Below are 15,951 nucleotides of genomic sequence, written 5' to 3'. Positions count from 1 at the left end.
TCATTTAGATTTGCAGCCTATCTTAAACTTAAGGTGACGGTATCGACCCGTGGATTACTCCAATTCCACATTTCCTTTATCTGTATTGTAATATCACTCATATCTGAAATCCTGTAAGCTTGAGCAACATTGATCGTTGTACCGGTTGTGACCTTCTTAGTGTAGTTGTCAAATGCTTCTTCCCTTTCATCGTAAGACAAAAATGCGGAATCACATTCAACGCCGTTTTGGAATACCGTGATATAATAATCTGCTAAATATGCGCCAGTAGGCTCTGCATCCTTATTTGTGTAATCATAGTAGAGCGCAACGCAGGGATACCCATCGTAGTCAAAGGAAAATACTTTATGGCCGGTGTACTTTATGGAACAGGCAGCGATTGAAAAGTCGAATTTGGGGGCCTCTTGACCGGCAATCCACGCGCCGTCTGCTCCCACATAATAACCATCCGGCGTTGTGGTGTTGGCGAGCATTATGCCATTGGCGTCCAGGTAGTAGCTTTTACCGCCATCTTCAATCCACCCGGTTGCAAAGCTGCCATCATCATTCTGATACTTCCATTGTCCATTATCCTGGGCCTGCCAGGTTCCGGCCAGGGAAGTGCTGCTCAGGAGCATGGACATTGCCAGTGTGGCGATAAATAATTTTGTTTTTCTCATACGTAAACCCTCCTTAATTTAGGCTCTCTGAGGTGACCCTGCTTATGGAAAATATTTTACCGCTAAAGATAAGAAAAGTCAAACCATGGCAGGTGCAGGTAAAGCTGGAATAAGGAGCATATCCCGGATGGCGCAGTACCCGCCGTTTTGTATTGACTTTTGACCTTCAATAGGATACCATAATTTTAAAAGATAAAAAGTAGGTAAATTCCACATGGAAAAAGATTTGGGCAACCCGAAACAAACCATTGAAATCATACAGAAATATCAATTTGCATTCCAGAAGAAATTCGGTCAGAATTTTCTCATAGACACCCACGTACTGGACAAGATCATAAGCGCCGCGGGAATCACAGGAGAGGACTGCGTGCTGGAAATCGGGCCCGGGATTGGGACCATGACCCAGCACCTGGCGGAACACGCGGGACGCGTGGTGGCGGTGGAGATTGACACCAACCTCCTGCCTATCCTGGACGAGACTTTAAAGGGATACGACAATGTAACCGTAATCAACAGCGATATACTGAAGCTGGATATGAATGAACTGGTGGATGTGTATAATGGAGGAAGGCCCATCAAGGTGGTGGCCAACCTGCCTTATTATATCACCACCCCTATCATCATGGGGCTGTTTGAAAGTGACGTGCCCATTGACAACATAACGGTCATGGTGCAGAAGGAAGTGGCGGACAGGATGCAGGTGGGGCCGGGTTCCAAGGATTATGGTGCATTGTCCCTGGCCGTGCAGTACTATGCCCAGCCTTACATCGTTGCCAATGTGCCGCCTAACTGCTTCATCCCCCGTCCCAATGTGGGCTCAGCCGTCATCCGCCTCACCAGGTACAAGGAACCGCCTGTCAAGGTGAAGGACCCGAAGCTGATGTTTAAACTGGTAAGGGCCTCCTTTAACCAGCGGAGGAAGACGCTGCAGAACGGCCTGAACAATTCGCCGGACATACCCTACACCAAGGAGCAGATCATAGAGGCCATAGAGAGCCTCGGGGTATCGCCGTCCATCCGGGGCGAGGCGCTGACCCTGGATCAGTTTGCCAGGCTGTCCAATTATTTTACGGAAAATGCATAAAATAGGAATATTATTCTTGGATATCTGAGAATCTATATATAAGCAGAAAGGAAGGGATAGCAATGAACAAGAACATGAAGAAAGCCCTTGCAGCAGCGGCTGTGGGAGCGGCAGCGGGAGTGGCGGTTAAGAAGATGCGCGACAGCCGTAAGGAGCAGGAAGACGCAAGGATATCAGCTATCGAGGAAGCAGTGATGAATAACCGTGAATACGGTGACAGGAAGGCGTACCTGGTGGGCGGGGGACTGGCATCCATGGCAGCTGCCGCATATCTGGTAAGGGACTGCAGGTTCCCGGGCAAGCAGATTACCATCTACGAGGGGATGCATATCCTGGGCGGAAGCAATGACGGGATCGGAACCCCGGAAAAGGGATTTGTGTGCCGGGGCGGCCGCATGCTCAATGAAGAGACATATGAGAACTTCTGGGAACTGTTCAGCTCCATCCCGTCCCTGCGCCAGCCCGGCCGCAGCGTGACAGAGGAAATCCTGGATTTTGACCATGCCCATCCTACTTGCGCAAAGGCCAGGCTGGTGGACAAGGACGGCAATATCCTGGACGTGAAGTCCATGGGCTTTAACCAGGCAGACCGCATGGCGCTGCTGAAGCTTCTCATGACAGATGAGAAGAAGCTGGACAACCTGACCATCCAGGACTGGTTCAAGGAAACGCCCCATATGTTTGAGACAAATTTCTGGTATATGTGGCAGACCACATTTGCTTTCCAAAAATGGAGCAGCCTTTATGAATTCCGCCGTTATATGAACCGCATGATATTTGAGTTCAGCCGCATTGAGACACTGGAAGGCGTGACCAGGACCCCTCTGAACCAGTATGACAGCGTCATCCGTCCCCTGGAGTCCTATCTGAGGAAGGCCGGGGTCAGCTTCATGGAGAACTGTGAGGTTACGGACATTGACTTTGAGGACGGCCATGGGATTACTGCCAGGACCCTTTATCTGAAGCGCAAGGTGGAGGACACGGACGACACCGGAGAGAATGGGGATGCTGTCAAGGATTCCTATGTATTTGAGACCGTGCAGTTAGAGAAGAATGACATCTGCATCATGACCAATGCATGTATGACCGACAGCGCCACCCTGGGTGATTTCCATACACCGGCGCCGGCTCCTGAGCAGAAGCCGATCAGCGGGGAACTTTGGGCCAAGGTTGCTGCCAAGAAGCCGGGACTGGGGAATCCGGAACCCTTCTTCACAAAGCCCCATGAGACCAACTGGCTCAGCTTTACCGTGACCTGCAGGGGCGATGAGATCTTAAAGACCATTGAGAACTTTACCGGCAATGTGCCGGGCAGCGGCGCCCTGATGACATTTAAGGATTCCAGCTGGCTGATGAGCAGCGTGGTTGCTGCCCAGCCCCATTTTGCGAACCAGCCCATGGATACCACCATTTTCTGGGGATATGGACTGTATACGGACGCGGTGGGCGACTATGTGAAGAAGCCTATGAAGGAGTGTACGGGCCAGGAGCTTCTGAATGAATACCTGCACCACCTGCATATCCCGGAGGACCGGATTGCAGAGCTGATGAAGACCGTGATTAATGTAATCCCGTGCTACATGCCTTACGTGGACGCCCAGTTTGAGCCGCGCAAATACAGCGACAGGCCTCCGGTAATCCCGGCCGGCTCCACCAACTTCGCCATGGTCAGCCAGTTTGTGGAGATACCGGACGACATGGTGTTTACAGAGGAGTACTCCGTGCGCGCGGCAAGGCTGGCAGTGTACGGGCTTATGGATGTGAAGAAGAACATCTGCCCGGTAACGCCGTACAACAGGCAGCCTAAGATCCTGTTAAAAGCCCTTAAAAAGTCTTATTTATAATTTGATATACGGATTACCGGCAACTTTTGGCGCCAATGGGCAGTGACGGACCGGTAATGACACAGCGGACAGGGCCGGGGAAAACCGGGCTCTGTCCTGTTTCCGCGTTTTGGGATGGGAGCTGCCGTAAGATTGCTTGGAGGGAGGATGGACAGCAGTGATATTCATAGGAGGAATCAGCCAGGGACAGAAAATCCTGGATTATGTAAAAACGGTTATCTGCGACAGGTGCGGGGCATACGGCCGCTACCAGGTCATGATGACCTATATGTATTTCAGCTTTTTCTTCATACCGCTGTTTAAGTGGAATAAGAAGTTTTATGTGAAAATGTCCTGCTGTGAAGCTGTCTATGAGCTGGATCCGGAAAAGGGAAAGGCGTTGGCCCGCGGGCAGCAGGCGGACATCACCCAGGCGGACCTGACCCTGGTCCAGGAGGGGAACAGAAGAAGTTCCTATGAAAACGGATCCTACAAGGTATGGAAGAAATGTGTGCGCTGCGGCTATGAGACAGAAGAGGATTTTGAGTACTGTCCAAAGTGCGGTGGCAGGCTCTAGGGGTTCCAGGCAGTATAGAATGAATGTGTGAGAGGAAGCAGGTATGAAAGCCAGTATCAGATACATAAGTGAATTAACGGGATTCTCACCGGCCACGGTGTCCAATGCCCTGAACCATAAAAAGGGCGTCAATGCCAAGACAGCGGCCGAGGTATTCAGGGTGGCAAAGGAAGTGGGATATATAAACGAAAATTCCATTTCCAAAATCAAGCTGGTGACCTTTAAGAAAAATGGTTCCATTATTGACGATACCCCCTTTTTCCCTACCTTGATCAGCGGTTTTGAGCAGGAATGCCGCCAATGCGGTTATGAGATGGTGCTGTGCAACCTGGATGAAAGGGATTCTGATTATGAACACCAGGTGAAGAATCTGGTCCAGGACAGTGAGTCTGCTTCGGTCATCCTGGGTACTGAGATGATGGGAGGGGAACTGAACCCGTTCCGCTACGCCAGAAGTCCTGTGGTCATACTGGATTACTGGCAGGACAGCATGGATTTCAGCGGTGTCCTGATCAATAACTTTGACTCGGCCAAAAAGGCAGTGGAGTATCTGATTGAGCAGGGACACAGGGAAATCGGCTATATCAGGGGAGCTTACCGCATCAATGGGTTCAAGGTAAGGGGACAGGGATACCAGTCCGCCATGCGCAAGTATAAGCTGGAGGTAAAGAATCATTACATCATCACCTTGTCCACTACGCTGAACGGGGCGTATCAGGACATGCTTGCCTATCTGGATAAGGAGCCAGGGCTTCCAACCGCATTTTTCGTGGACAACGACATGATTGCCCTGGGGGCCATGAAAGCGCTGCAGGAACGGGGGTATAAGGTTCCGGACGACGTGTCAATCATTGGATTTGACGACCTGCCCTTCAGTGAGATTTCATATCCTCCCCTGACCACGCTCAGGGTGCCCAATAAGGAGATGGGGCGGCTGGCCGTGAGAAGGCTGATTGATATGATCCAGAATCCGGGAGAGGTGGTTGTGACCAAGACAGAGGTATGTACGAAATTCATTGAACGGCAGACCGTGAAGAAACTGGTACAGACCGTGATATGACCCATATGGATTGATTAAGGATCTTGCATGCAGATTGAATCTGCAGGGCAGGGTCCTTTTTTGAGTTTTTTAATGCATTAAGAAATAAATTATTTATATAAAGTTTTATATATACGTTTATATGAATATTTACATGGAAGCAAGGAAAAAGTGCAAAATTGTAGCTCATATATGGTAATATTGTACATAAAATAATGAAATAAATCATCTAAATTATACAAAGAAACGTCGATTTCTATAAAAAATATTGCAAAATTATTTAAAATGTTTATAATAATGTTTATACAATCGGACAGGCAAAAAACAAAGGGACTTGAATCTATGAAAACAACAATCAGGCGAATCAGCGAAGCAACAGGGTTTTCAGCGGCAACCATATCCAATGCCCTGAACAGGAAAAAAGGAGTAAATCCCAGGACGGCAGAGGAAATCTTTAAGACTGCCAGCGAGATGGGATATCTGCAGGCGGCCCAGCAGAGGAAGATTCATTTTGTCATGTACCGCACCAATGGCCTGATTACGGATGACACCCCCTTTTTTACCATGATGATGGACGGATTCCAAAGCGAATGCCGGCGCCGTGGATATGATATGGTCATCAATTATCTGGACAGGAGGGCGGCTGATTTTAAGAGTCAGCTGGATGTCCTGCTGGAGGATAGGGATTCCCTGGTGGCCCTGATGGGGGCCGAGCTTATGGACCAGGACCTGCACTATTTTTCCAGGGCCAGATGCAGGATAGTGACACTGGACTACTGGAGTGAGGACCTGCCGTACAGCGGAATCATTACCAATAATTCGGAGTCGGCCAGGACTGCCGTGAATTATCTGGTTGAAAAGGGACACAGGCGCCTGGGATATCTGAGGGGGGATTTTCGGATTAAGGCATTTAAGCTCAGGGAGGCTGGGTACAGGGCGGCTCTGGCGGAACAGGGGATTCCCTATGACCCCGGATATACGGTAACAGTAAGCACCACCATGGACGGTGCTTACCGGGATATGCTGGCCTATCTGAAGAAAAAGCCGGGGCTTGCGGACGCTTATTTTGCGGATAATGACATGATTGCCCTTGGATGCATGAAGGCCCTTCAGGAATGCGGCATACAGATTCCCGGGGACGTATCGCTGATTGGGTTTGACGACCTACCCTTCTGCGATATCGTATCGCCCGGGCTTACAAGCCTTAGGGTCCCCAAACAGGAGTTGGGGCAGATGGCTGTCAGACGGCTTTTGGACATTGTGGAGGAGGGAATGGATACCAAGACCCAGACACTGGTCAGCACCCGGTTTGTGGAGCGGGACAGTGTAAGTGATGCAAACGGGTCAGACACCATACAATACGGTGCTGCCATGGGCAGCAGCTGATATATAAAAACCAATGGAGGAGAAAAAGATGGATAAGATTAAACTTGGATTTGCGCCAACCAGAAGAAGCATTTTCAGTGCGCCGGATGCAATTAAGTACAGAGGGCTTACAGCAGACCGCCTGACAGAACTGGGCATTGATTATGTGGATATCACGGATATAAATGAAGAAGGACTTCTCTACGATGACAGTGACATGAAGAGGATTGCAGAGAAGTTCAGGCAGGAGAAAATCGACGGACTGTTCCTTCCCCACTGCAACTTCGGCACCGAGTATGAATGTGCAAGGCTTGCCAAGGAACTGGGGGTCCCGGTGCTTTTATGGGGGCCGTTAGATGAAAGGCCCGATGAGGACGGGGTCCGTTTAAGGGATACGCAGTGCGGGCTTTTCGCCACGGGCAAGGTGCTCAGGCGGTTCCGGGTCCCATTTACATATATGACCAACTGCCGGCTGGATGACCCGGTATTCGAACGGGGCATAAGGGATTTCATGGCGGTGTGCAATGTGGTGAAGAAATTCAGGAACATGCGTATCCTTCAGATTTCCACCCGCCCATTTGACTTCTGGACCACCATGTGCAATGAGGGCGAACTCCTTGAGAAATTCAACATCCAGCTGTCACCCATTCCCATGCCGGAGCTGACCGACGCGGTGAAGGCTGCCAAGGAGGCGGGCACAGAGGTTGCGGCCGTGATGCAGTACTGCCGGGAGCACATGGACATCAAGATAAAGGATGATGAGCTGGAAAATGTGGCTGCCCTCAAGGTTGCCATGAAGGGACTGGTGGAAAAGTACGGCTGCCAGGCAGCTGCCATCCAGTGCTGGAACCAGCTGCAGTGCGAACTGGGAATCATGCCGTGTGCTGCCAACGCACTGATGAATGAGGAGGGAATCCCGGTTGTATGTGAGACCGACATCCACGGCGCCATCACCGCCCTTATGGTGGAGGCAGCGGGCATGGGTGAGACAAGAGGGTTTTTTGCGGACTGGACCATCCGCCATCCTGATATTGAAAACGGCGAACTGCTTCAGCACTGCGGTCCATGGCCCATCTCGGTTGCAAAGGAAAGGCCGGCCATCACCTATCCGCTGGCATTTGACCATCCCGGCAGCATCACGGCGGAGGCAAAGCACGGCAGCGTGACCCTGTGCCGGTTTGATGGGGACAATGGGGAGTATTCGCTGCTTCTTGGCAATGCAAAGGGAGTGGACGGCCCAAAGGGGATGGGCACCTATCTGTGGGTAGAGGTGGAGAACATCAAACGCCTGGAAGAAAAGATAGTGACCGGCCCGTATATCCACCACTGTGTGGGAATCCACAAGGATGTGGTCCCGGTATTATACGAGGCATGCAAATATATCGGTATTAAACCAGACCTGTACGACCCCATTGAGGAGGACGTGAAAGCATACCTGAGAGGGGAATGACCCTGTGGGAAGCGTTTTAATACATAGAACTGTGCCATGTGTTTGTAACGAGGAGGAAATTATGGACGATTTGAAAGTCAAGTCATTTGAGCTGCGCCGCCATGTGCTGGACATGATCATGAAAGCCAGGACAGGGCATATCGGCGGGGATTTCAGTGTGATGGATATACTGGTAAACCTGTATTTTAGGCAGATGGATATAGGACCTGGGAATATGGATGACCCGGACCGGGACATGTTTGTGCTGAGCAAGGGGCATTCGGTTGAAAGCTATTATGCGGTGCTGGCCGCTAAGGGATTTTTCCCAATAGAAAAGGTGATGGATGAGTTTTCAGCCTTTGGCTCTAAATTCATCGGACATCCCAACAATAAGCTTCCTGGGATTGAAATGAACTCAGGCTCCCTTGGGCATGGGCTTCCGGTGTGTATCGGCATGGCCTTAGCCAGCAGGATGGACGGCAGGAAGAACCGGATATATGTGGTCATGGGGGACGGCGAGCTGGCGGAAGGTTCGGTCTGGGAAGGTTTCATGGCAGGAGGACATTATAAACTGGATAACCTGTGCGCGATTATTGACAGGAACCGGCTCCAGATATCAGGCAGCACCGAGGATGTGATGCACCATGAGGACCTTGAGGATAGGATTAAAAGCTTTGGCTGGCATGTGGTACAGGTAAACGGCAATGACATGGATGAACTCGACCGGGCGTTTGAGGAGGCCAGGAATACATTGGGCCGGCCCACCGCGGTCATTGCCAACACAACAAAGGGCTTTGGCGGAGGCCCCGCCATGGAGGACAAGGCGGCATGGCATCACAAGGTCCCGACCGTGGAGGAGTATGAAGCCATTGCGGCAGAGCTGGACAGGAGAAGGGAGGAAGCGCTTCATGAATAAGATTGCAAACCGTCAGGTTATCTGTGAGGTACTTATGGAACACGCAAAGGAGGACAGGGATGTGGTTGTGTTATGCAGCGACTCCAGAGGCTCCGCATCCCTGGCGCCATTTGCATCTGCATTTCCGGAGCAGTTCGTGGAGGTTGGGATTGCGGAACAGAACCTGGTAAGCATTTCAGCGGGCATGGCCAAATGCGGCAAGAAACCATACGCTGCCTCACCGGCCAGCTTCATTTCCACCAGAAGCTTTGAACAGGCCAAGGTGGATGTGGCCTATTCCAATACCAATGTGAAATTAATCGGAATCAGCGGAGGGGTAAGCTACGGCGCCCTGGGCATGAGCCACCATTCCGCACAGGATATTGCTGCTTTTGCATCTGTTCCCAATATGAGGGTATATCTGCCCAGCGACCGGTTCCAGACAAGGCACCTCATGGAGGCGCTGTTAGAGGATGAAAAGCCTGCCTATATCCGGGTGGGGCGCAACCCGGTAGAGGATGTATATGAAGAGGGAAATGTTCCCTTTGTCATGGATAAGGCAACCGTAATTACCCAGGGGACGGATGTGGCAATCATTGCCTGCGGCGAAATGGTAAAACCTGCCATGGATGCGGCCAAAATCCTGAAGGAAAAGGGAATCAGCGCCTCTGTGGTGGATATGTACTGTGTAAAGCCTTTGGACGTGGAAACGGTAATCCAGGCAGCATCCGGGGCAAAGGCCGTCGTCACCGTGGAGGAACATGCGCCCTACGGCGGCCTGGGTTCCATGGTAAGCCAGGTGGTTGCAGGGGAATGCCCGAAAAAAGTGGTTAATATGTCCCTTCCGGACGCGCCTGTCATCACCGGGACATCCAGGGAAGTATTTGATTATTACGGACTGAATGCAGAAGGAATAGCCGGGACGGCTGAAAAAGCGCTGGGGCGTGGGTAGGAGGCCGGGATGGACTACATATTGGGGATAGACCAGAGCACCCAGGGAACCAAGGCATTGCTGTTTGACAATAGGGGGGAATTAATCTGCAGGACAGACCTTTCCCACCGCCAGATAGTGAATGGGAAAGGCTGGGTGGAGCATGACGGGGAAGAGATTTACAGGAATACGGTACAGGCGGTAAAGGACCTGGTGGAGAAAGCCGGGATTGACAAATCCCGGATTGCGGGCCTGGGTATCAGCAACCAGAGGGAAACCGCCATTGCCTGGAACCGGGAGACAGGAAGGCCCATATACAATGCAGTGGTATGGCAGTGCGCCAGAGGCGCGTACATTACCGATAGGGTGGAACAGGAAGGCCTGGCCGAGATGATACGGCTTCGCACGGGACTTAAGCTTTCGCCCTACTTCTCAGCCGCCAAGCTGGGCTGGGTGATGGAGCATGTGCCGGACGCCGCCCCTTTGGCAGCAGAGGGAAAACTGTGCTGCGGCACCATGGACAGCTGGCTGGTATGGCATCTGACCGGGGGAAAGGAATTCAGGACAGACTATTCCAATGCCTCCAGGACACAGCTTTTTAACATTGAAACCCTTGCATGGGACGTGGAGGTATGCGGGCTGTTCGGTATTCCGGTGGAAAGCCTGCCCCAGGTCACTGGCTCGGATGGATGTTACGGATATACGGATTTTGACGGATTCCTTCAGAAACCTATTCCCATCCACGGGGTGCTGGGGGACAGCCACGGCGCGCTGTTCGGCCAGGGGTGCCTGGAAAAGGGAATGATAAAGACCACCTACGGCACCGGATCGTCCGTGATGATGAATATCGGTGAAAAGCCTGTGCTCAGTGAAAAGGTGGTAACCTCGCTTGCATGGCATATGGATGGAAAGGCCGTCTACGTGCTGGAGGGCAATATCAATTACACGGGAGCAGTGATTACCTGGCTGAAGGACAGCCTTAAGCTGATTGAATCGCCAGGTGATACAGAGGAACTGGCAGAGGAAGCCAACCCGGACGACACCACCTATCTGATACCTGGTTTTACAGGACTGGGAGCACCTTACTGGGACAGCAGGGCGGTGGGGATGTACTATGGAATGACAAGACTGACCGGGAAGGCGGAGCTGGTAAAGGCGGGGCTGGAGAGCATTGCCTACCAGATTACAGATGTGGTCCTTGCCATGGAAGAGGAATCCGGTATCCCCATTGGGGAACTGAGGGCGGACGGAGGACCCACAAGGAACCGGTACCTGATGCAGTTCCAGAGCGATATGGCAGGGATTCCTGTCAGCGTCCCTCCGGCAGAAGAACTGTCCGGCATCGGGGCAGCCTATGCGGCCGGGATTGCCATGGGGATATATGACCGGGAGCAGTTATTTGCCAGGATGGGAAGAAGGACCTTCAGGCCGGCCATGGATCCGGGAACCAGGGATATGAAGTACGGCGGCTGGAAGCATGCGGTAGCAAAGGTACTGAATTAAACAGGGATTTACCGGGCAACCCGGTTATCTATACAAAACTATATAATTCATTTAAGGAGGAAACAAAAATGAAAAAAAGAATGATGAGTATGTTATTATGTACGGCCATGGCAGCCGGTCTGCTGATGGGATGCGGCTCCAAGCCTGCGGAAACCACGGCAGCAGCCACGGCAGCAACCGAGGCAGCTACTACGGCGGCAGCCGAGGCAGCATCAACGGAAGCAGCAACGGAGGCAGCGGCAACCGAAGCAGTTGCAGCAGCGGCGGAAGCACTTCCCGGAGGCGGTTCCAAAATCATGTATATCATTACCCCATCCCACTCAAATCCATTCTTTAAGACCGAGGCTGACCAGGCTGAGAAAAAGGCGGTTGAACTGGGCTATGAGGTTAAGAAGGTTTCCCATGACGATGATGCCACCAAGCAGTCCGAGCTGTTTGACAATGCCATTGCAGACAAGGCAGCAGCCATTATCTGTGACAATGCAGGGGCCGACGCAACCGTTGCAGCCGTACAGAAGGCAAGGGATGCAGGAATCCCCACATTCTTAATTGACCGTGAGATCAATGCAGAGGGCGTTGCCATTTCCCAGATTGTTGCCAATAACTATCAGGGCGCCAAGGCAATTGCGGAAGTATTTGTTGAGGCCATGGGCGAGGAAGGCAAGTACGCAGAGCTTTTAGGCAAGGAAAGCGATACCAACGCAGGTGTGCGCTCCAGCGCGTTCCATGAGGTCATTGACCAGTACGAGGACCTGGAGATGGTTGCACAGCAGACCGCGAACTGGGAGCAGACTGAGGCTTATGAAAAGGTTGAGACCATCTTACAGTCCAATCCTGACATCAAGGGTATTGTATGCGGCAACGACACCATGGCAGTGGGCGCAGCGGCAGCAATCAAGGCAGCAGGCTTAAAGGATATCTGCATCATTGGCGTGGATGGTTCTGACGAGGCCGCGGCTGAGATCAAGTCCGGTTACATGACAGGTACCGCGCTTCAGCAGTGTGCGCTGATTGCAGAGATGGCGGTTGAGCAGGCTGACAAGTACTTAAAGGAAGGCACCACGGGACTGGAAGAGAAACAGCTGGTTGACTGTGTGGCCATTACTTCTGAGAATGTTGACAAATTAAGCGCGTTCGTTTACAGCGAATAAGAAAATCCGGTTGCAGGAGGCCTTAAAACCTCCTGCAATTCCATAAGGGTAACGGTTAATGGAGTATTCCCCCAAGAATGAAGGTAGTTTTGAAGTGAAGTCAGGAACATATAAGTATGGAGATAGGAGTGTACTATGAAAAAACGTGTGATAAGTCTGGTAACAGCTCTTATATTGGCAGCATCTGCGTTAAGCATGACCGGATGTGTGAAGGTAGTTAAGATTGGTGAAGAAGGAAAATTAACAGGAGATGTGGAATTTAACGCCGGAGACAATGTGGCTAATATCTGGGATTCCAAGGCGCTTCCCGAACTGGAAGGCAAGGCCGTGGACATAACCCGGTTTTTGGAAGAATCCGGCGGGGATTTGAAGTCCCTGGTTGATAAATATGGAAAATACTCCATGGGCACATCGGGAGAGATTAACTATGTGGTAAAGGGCACGGCCGTGGTGGAGGAAGTCAACCAGGAAAAGAAGGCCGGGTACATGGTGGTGAAGCCTGAGGGTTATGACGGGGATGTGACCGTAAAGCTTCAGATCGGCAGTGTATATAAGGGGTCATCGGTCAGGGATTCCCTGGATTTCATCAAATTCGGGGATTACAAGAACCAGCAGGAGTGGGCCGCTGTTTCCCAGAGCCTTCATGACATTATTGATACCACCGTGGTAAAGGCGGCGGCGCCTGAGACCCTGCAGGGCAGGACCATTGAATTTACTGGAACATTTACCGCGAATAAGGATGATGAGATCCTCATCACGCCTGTGAAGCTGACTGTAAACTAGGAGGTGGCTTTATGGAGTCAACAGTTAAATGCCGGGAGGGCGTCTGCCTTCACGCAGAGCAGATTGACAAGATTTATCCGGGAACCAAGGCCCTGGACCACGTTTCCTTCGATGTGCTTGCCGGCAAGGTAAATGTGCTGATTGGGGAAAATGGGGCGGGCAAGTCTACCTTGATGAAAATCATTGCCGGAATTGAACAGCCCAGCGCAGGCACCCTGTATATGGGGGACAAGGAAGTGGCTTTTAAGAATACCACGGAAGCCAGGAAGCACGGTATCGGTATCATCCATCAGGAACTGAGCCTGTTTCCCAACCTGAACGTGTATCAGAACATTTTCATGGCCAAGGAGAAAAAGACCGGATTTGTGCTGGATAATAAGAAACATGCCCAACTGGCGGCCCAGATACTGGAGCGCCTGGAACATCCCATCAGCCCGGATACTCTGATTGGGGATCTGAGGGTGGGACAGCAGCAGATGATAGAAATTGCCAGGAACCTGATTGCGGACGACCTTAAGATACTGATCATGGATGAGCCTACCTCATCCTTAAGCCAGCAGGAGGTTAAGATCCTCTTTAAAATCATGAGGGAGCTTCTGGCCCAGGGTATTTCCATTGTATACATATCCCACCGTCTGGAGGAAATCATGGAAATCGGCGACCATGTGACGATTTTAAGGGACGGCAGGTATGTGGCTGACGCTGATGTAAGGGATATTGATGTGCCTTGGATTGTTAAGCAGATGACGGGTGAGGGCAAGTCTTATCCGAAAAAGGACAGGAACATTGACTGGGAGAAGCAGGAGACCGTGCTGGAGGTCAGGGACCTGACCCTTCCAAAGAGCGGTGGCGGGTATCTGTTGCATCATGTGGATTTTAACCTGAAAAGGGGTGAAATCCTGGGAATATACGGGCTAATGGGAGCGGGCCGCACCGAGGTCTTTGAATGCATCATGGGCCTGAGGCCGGAGCATACAGGCGATATCCTGCTGGAGGGGAAGAAGATGGAAATCCATTCCATCTCAGAGCAGATTGAACGGGGATTTGCCCTGGTGCCCGAGGACAGGCAGAGGGAAGGCCTGGTGCAGACCATGAGCATCCTTAAGAACATTTCCCTGTCCAGTATTAAAAAGTATGTAAAGGGATTCCTGCTGGATGATAAGCTGGAGGGCAGGAGGGCGGATGAACAGATTAAGGATATCCACATCAAGGTGGCTGACAAGAACCTGCCCATCCTCTCCCTTTCAGGGGGCAACCAGCAAAAGGTTGTCATTGGAAAGGGGCTTCTGACCAATCCGAAAATCCTGCTTCTGGATGAACCCAGCAGGGGCATTGACATCGGCGCCAAGACCGAGGTATTTGACATCATCAACCAGTATGCGGAAAAAGGGCTTTCCATCATTGTCATATCTTCTGAGTTAAAGGAAATCATCGCCATAGCGGACAGGGTCATGGTGCTGTCAAACGGCATCAAGACAGGGGAACTCATTGGGGACGAGATTCAGGAAGAAAGCCTGGTATTGTCATCATATAAAGGCCACCACGGCCAATGATTGGAAAAGGAGAGTATACATTATGAGTACGAATAAGAAATCTTCGAATAATGCCTTGGCCATGACGCTGTTAAAGGGCAGGACCTTTATTGTGCTGATTGTCCTGTTGATTTTTTTCAGTATCAAGGCCGCTAATTTCCTGAGCCTGAACACAGCCATGCTCATTGCCAAGCATGTGGCCCTGTACGGTATCCTGGGCATCGGAATGACCTATGTCATCATCACGGGAGGCATTGACCTTTCCGTGGGCGCAATCGTTGGACTGGCCGGAATGATTGCAGGCGGGCTTCTGGAAAAGGGGCTTACCCTTCAGATGTTTGGCGTAACCCTGTATTTTAATGTTCCGGCCGTGTTCATCATCACCATGCTGTTGGGCGTGGTAATCGGCACATTGAACGGTCTTGTGATTACCAGGTTCAACGTGGCCCCCTTTATCGCCACCCTGGGCATGATGTATGTGGCCCGCGGTTTTGCCATGATCCGCTCAGGCGGGGCCACCTATTCAAAAATCACTGGCAACGAGGCCCTGGGCAACACGGGCTGGGAGGTGTTCGGGCGCAATATCCCCGGGACCGTGATTCCTGTGGGCGTTGTAATCCTGGCAATCATTGCAGTGATTGCGGCTGTCATCCTGAGGAAAACCGCATTTGGCTGGCATGTGCTGTCCATTGGCGGCAATGAGAAGGCCGCCAGGCTGTCCGGCGTCAAGGTGAATAAGGTTAAGATCATGGTTTACGCTTTCTCCGGCCTGTGCGCGGCAGTGGTGGGCATCATCGCTTCCTCGCAGCTGGTGGCAGCGCATCCCGCAACCGGAGAGGGCTGGGAGATGAACGCCATTGCGGCAGCCGTACTGGGCGGAACCTCCATGGCAGGCGGCGTGGGGACCATTGGCGGAACCATTGTGGGGGCATTTGTAATCGGTGTCATCAATGACGGGATGGTCATGTGCGGCGTGTCCGAGTTCTGGCAGATGGTCATCAAGGGCCTGGTCATCGTACTGGCTGTCATCATTGACCAGTTCCAGAGGAATATGCAGGCTAAGATGGCGCTGCAGGCCAGGAATGAGAATAAATAGCTGATATAAAAGGATGATTGTGGTAAATCAGCCTCAAAGATAAGTGCCGGGGAGACTCCGGGAGAACACTTTTGGGGAAGGAGG

The 15,951-nt window shown here is 51.6% G+C and carries 14 protein-coding genes; 13 read left to right on the top strand and 1 reads right to left on the bottom strand.

Going from position 1 to position 15,951, the window contains the following annotated elements; genetic code table 11:
* Window positions 1-17: 17 nt before the first annotated feature.
* On the bottom strand, window positions 18-659 hold the full coding sequence (locus tag DWX59_RS28870) for a DUF5067 domain-containing protein (RefSeq protein ID WP_165642974.1): 642 nt from the start codon (window positions 657-659) through the stop codon (window positions 18-20).
* 214 nt (window positions 660-873) lie between these two features.
* Between DWX59_RS28870 and rsmA the strand changes: the two genes are divergently transcribed.
* The 13 genes from rsmA (at window position 874) to DWX59_RS22140 (ending at window position 15,867) form a co-directional block, all read left to right on the top strand.
* Entirely contained in the window at window positions 874-1,743 is an 870-nt protein-coding gene (rsmA, locus tag DWX59_RS22200; RefSeq protein ID WP_117561536.1) for a 16S rRNA (adenine(1518)-N(6)/adenine(1519)-N(6))-dimethyltransferase RsmA, read from the top strand.
* Between the two features lie 62 nt (window positions 1,744-1,805).
* The gene (locus DWX59_RS22195; RefSeq protein ID WP_117561533.1) at window positions 1,806-3,587 is read left to right on the top strand and encodes an oleate hydratase; all 1,782 of its coding nucleotides are present in this window, start codon (window positions 1,806-1,808) and stop codon (window positions 3,585-3,587) included.
* Between the two features lie 157 nt (window positions 3,588-3,744).
* Window positions 3,745-4,143: a zinc ribbon domain-containing protein gene (locus tag DWX59_RS22190; RefSeq protein WP_117561529.1), complete on the top strand. Its 399-nt coding sequence runs from the start codon at window positions 3,745-3,747 to the stop codon at window positions 4,141-4,143.
* 43 nt (window positions 4,144-4,186) lie between these two features.
* Window positions 4,187-5,203, top strand: a complete 1,017-nt coding sequence (locus DWX59_RS22185; protein ID WP_117561527.1) for a LacI family DNA-binding transcriptional regulator — start codon at window positions 4,187-4,189, stop codon at window positions 5,201-5,203.
* A gap of 321 nt (window positions 5,204-5,524) precedes the next feature.
* Window positions 5,525-6,568, top strand: coding sequence for a LacI family DNA-binding transcriptional regulator (locus DWX59_RS22180; RefSeq protein ID WP_117561525.1), 1,044 nt, complete (start codon window positions 5,525-5,527; stop codon window positions 6,566-6,568).
* Window positions 6,569-6,596: 28 nt separating this feature from the next.
* Window positions 6,597-7,997, top strand: coding sequence for an L-fucose/L-arabinose isomerase family protein (locus DWX59_RS22175; RefSeq protein ID WP_117561522.1), 1,401 nt, complete (start codon window positions 6,597-6,599; stop codon window positions 7,995-7,997).
* 61 nt (window positions 7,998-8,058) lie between these two features.
* Entirely contained in the window at window positions 8,059-8,892 is an 834-nt protein-coding gene (locus DWX59_RS22170; RefSeq protein ID WP_117561520.1) for a transketolase, read from the top strand.
* Complete coding sequence (locus DWX59_RS22165) at window positions 8,885-9,823, top strand: transketolase family protein (RefSeq protein WP_117561518.1); 939 nt, start codon at window positions 8,885-8,887, stop codon at window positions 9,821-9,823. Before DWX59_RS22170 ends, DWX59_RS22165 begins: the two co-directional genes overlap by 8 nt.
* Before the next feature lie 9 nt (window positions 9,824-9,832).
* Window positions 9,833-11,305: an FGGY-family carbohydrate kinase gene (locus tag DWX59_RS22160; RefSeq protein ID WP_117561516.1), complete on the top strand. Its 1,473-nt coding sequence runs from the start codon at window positions 9,833-9,835 to the stop codon at window positions 11,303-11,305.
* Window positions 11,306-11,373: 68 nt separating this feature from the next.
* Window positions 11,374-12,456 carry a D-ribose ABC transporter substrate-binding protein gene (locus DWX59_RS22155; protein WP_117561513.1) on the top strand — a complete coding sequence of 361 codons (1,083 nt, stop codon included), beginning with the start codon at window positions 11,374-11,376 and terminating at the stop codon, window positions 12,454-12,456.
* 135 nt (window positions 12,457-12,591) lie between these two features.
* Window positions 12,592-13,239: a DUF2291 domain-containing protein gene (locus tag DWX59_RS22150; RefSeq protein WP_117561510.1), complete on the top strand. Its 648-nt coding sequence runs from the start codon at window positions 12,592-12,594 to the stop codon at window positions 13,237-13,239.
* Window positions 13,240-13,250: 11 nt separating this feature from the next.
* The gene (locus DWX59_RS22145) at window positions 13,251-14,792 is read left to right on the top strand and encodes a sugar ABC transporter ATP-binding protein (protein WP_117561507.1); all 1,542 of its coding nucleotides are present in this window, start codon (window positions 13,251-13,253) and stop codon (window positions 14,790-14,792) included.
* A gap of 22 nt (window positions 14,793-14,814) precedes the next feature.
* Entirely contained in the window at window positions 14,815-15,867 is a 1,053-nt protein-coding gene (locus tag DWX59_RS22140) for an ABC transporter permease (RefSeq protein ID WP_117561505.1), read from the top strand.
* The last annotated feature ends 84 nt before the right edge of the window (window positions 15,868-15,951 follow it).

The sequence above is a fragment of the Enterocloster aldenensis genome, from assembly GCF_003434055.1.
Taxonomy (GTDB): Bacteria; Bacillota; Clostridia; order Lachnospirales; family Lachnospiraceae; genus Enterocloster; species Enterocloster aldenensis.
This window is presented reverse-complemented; position numbering and strand designations above follow the sequence as displayed.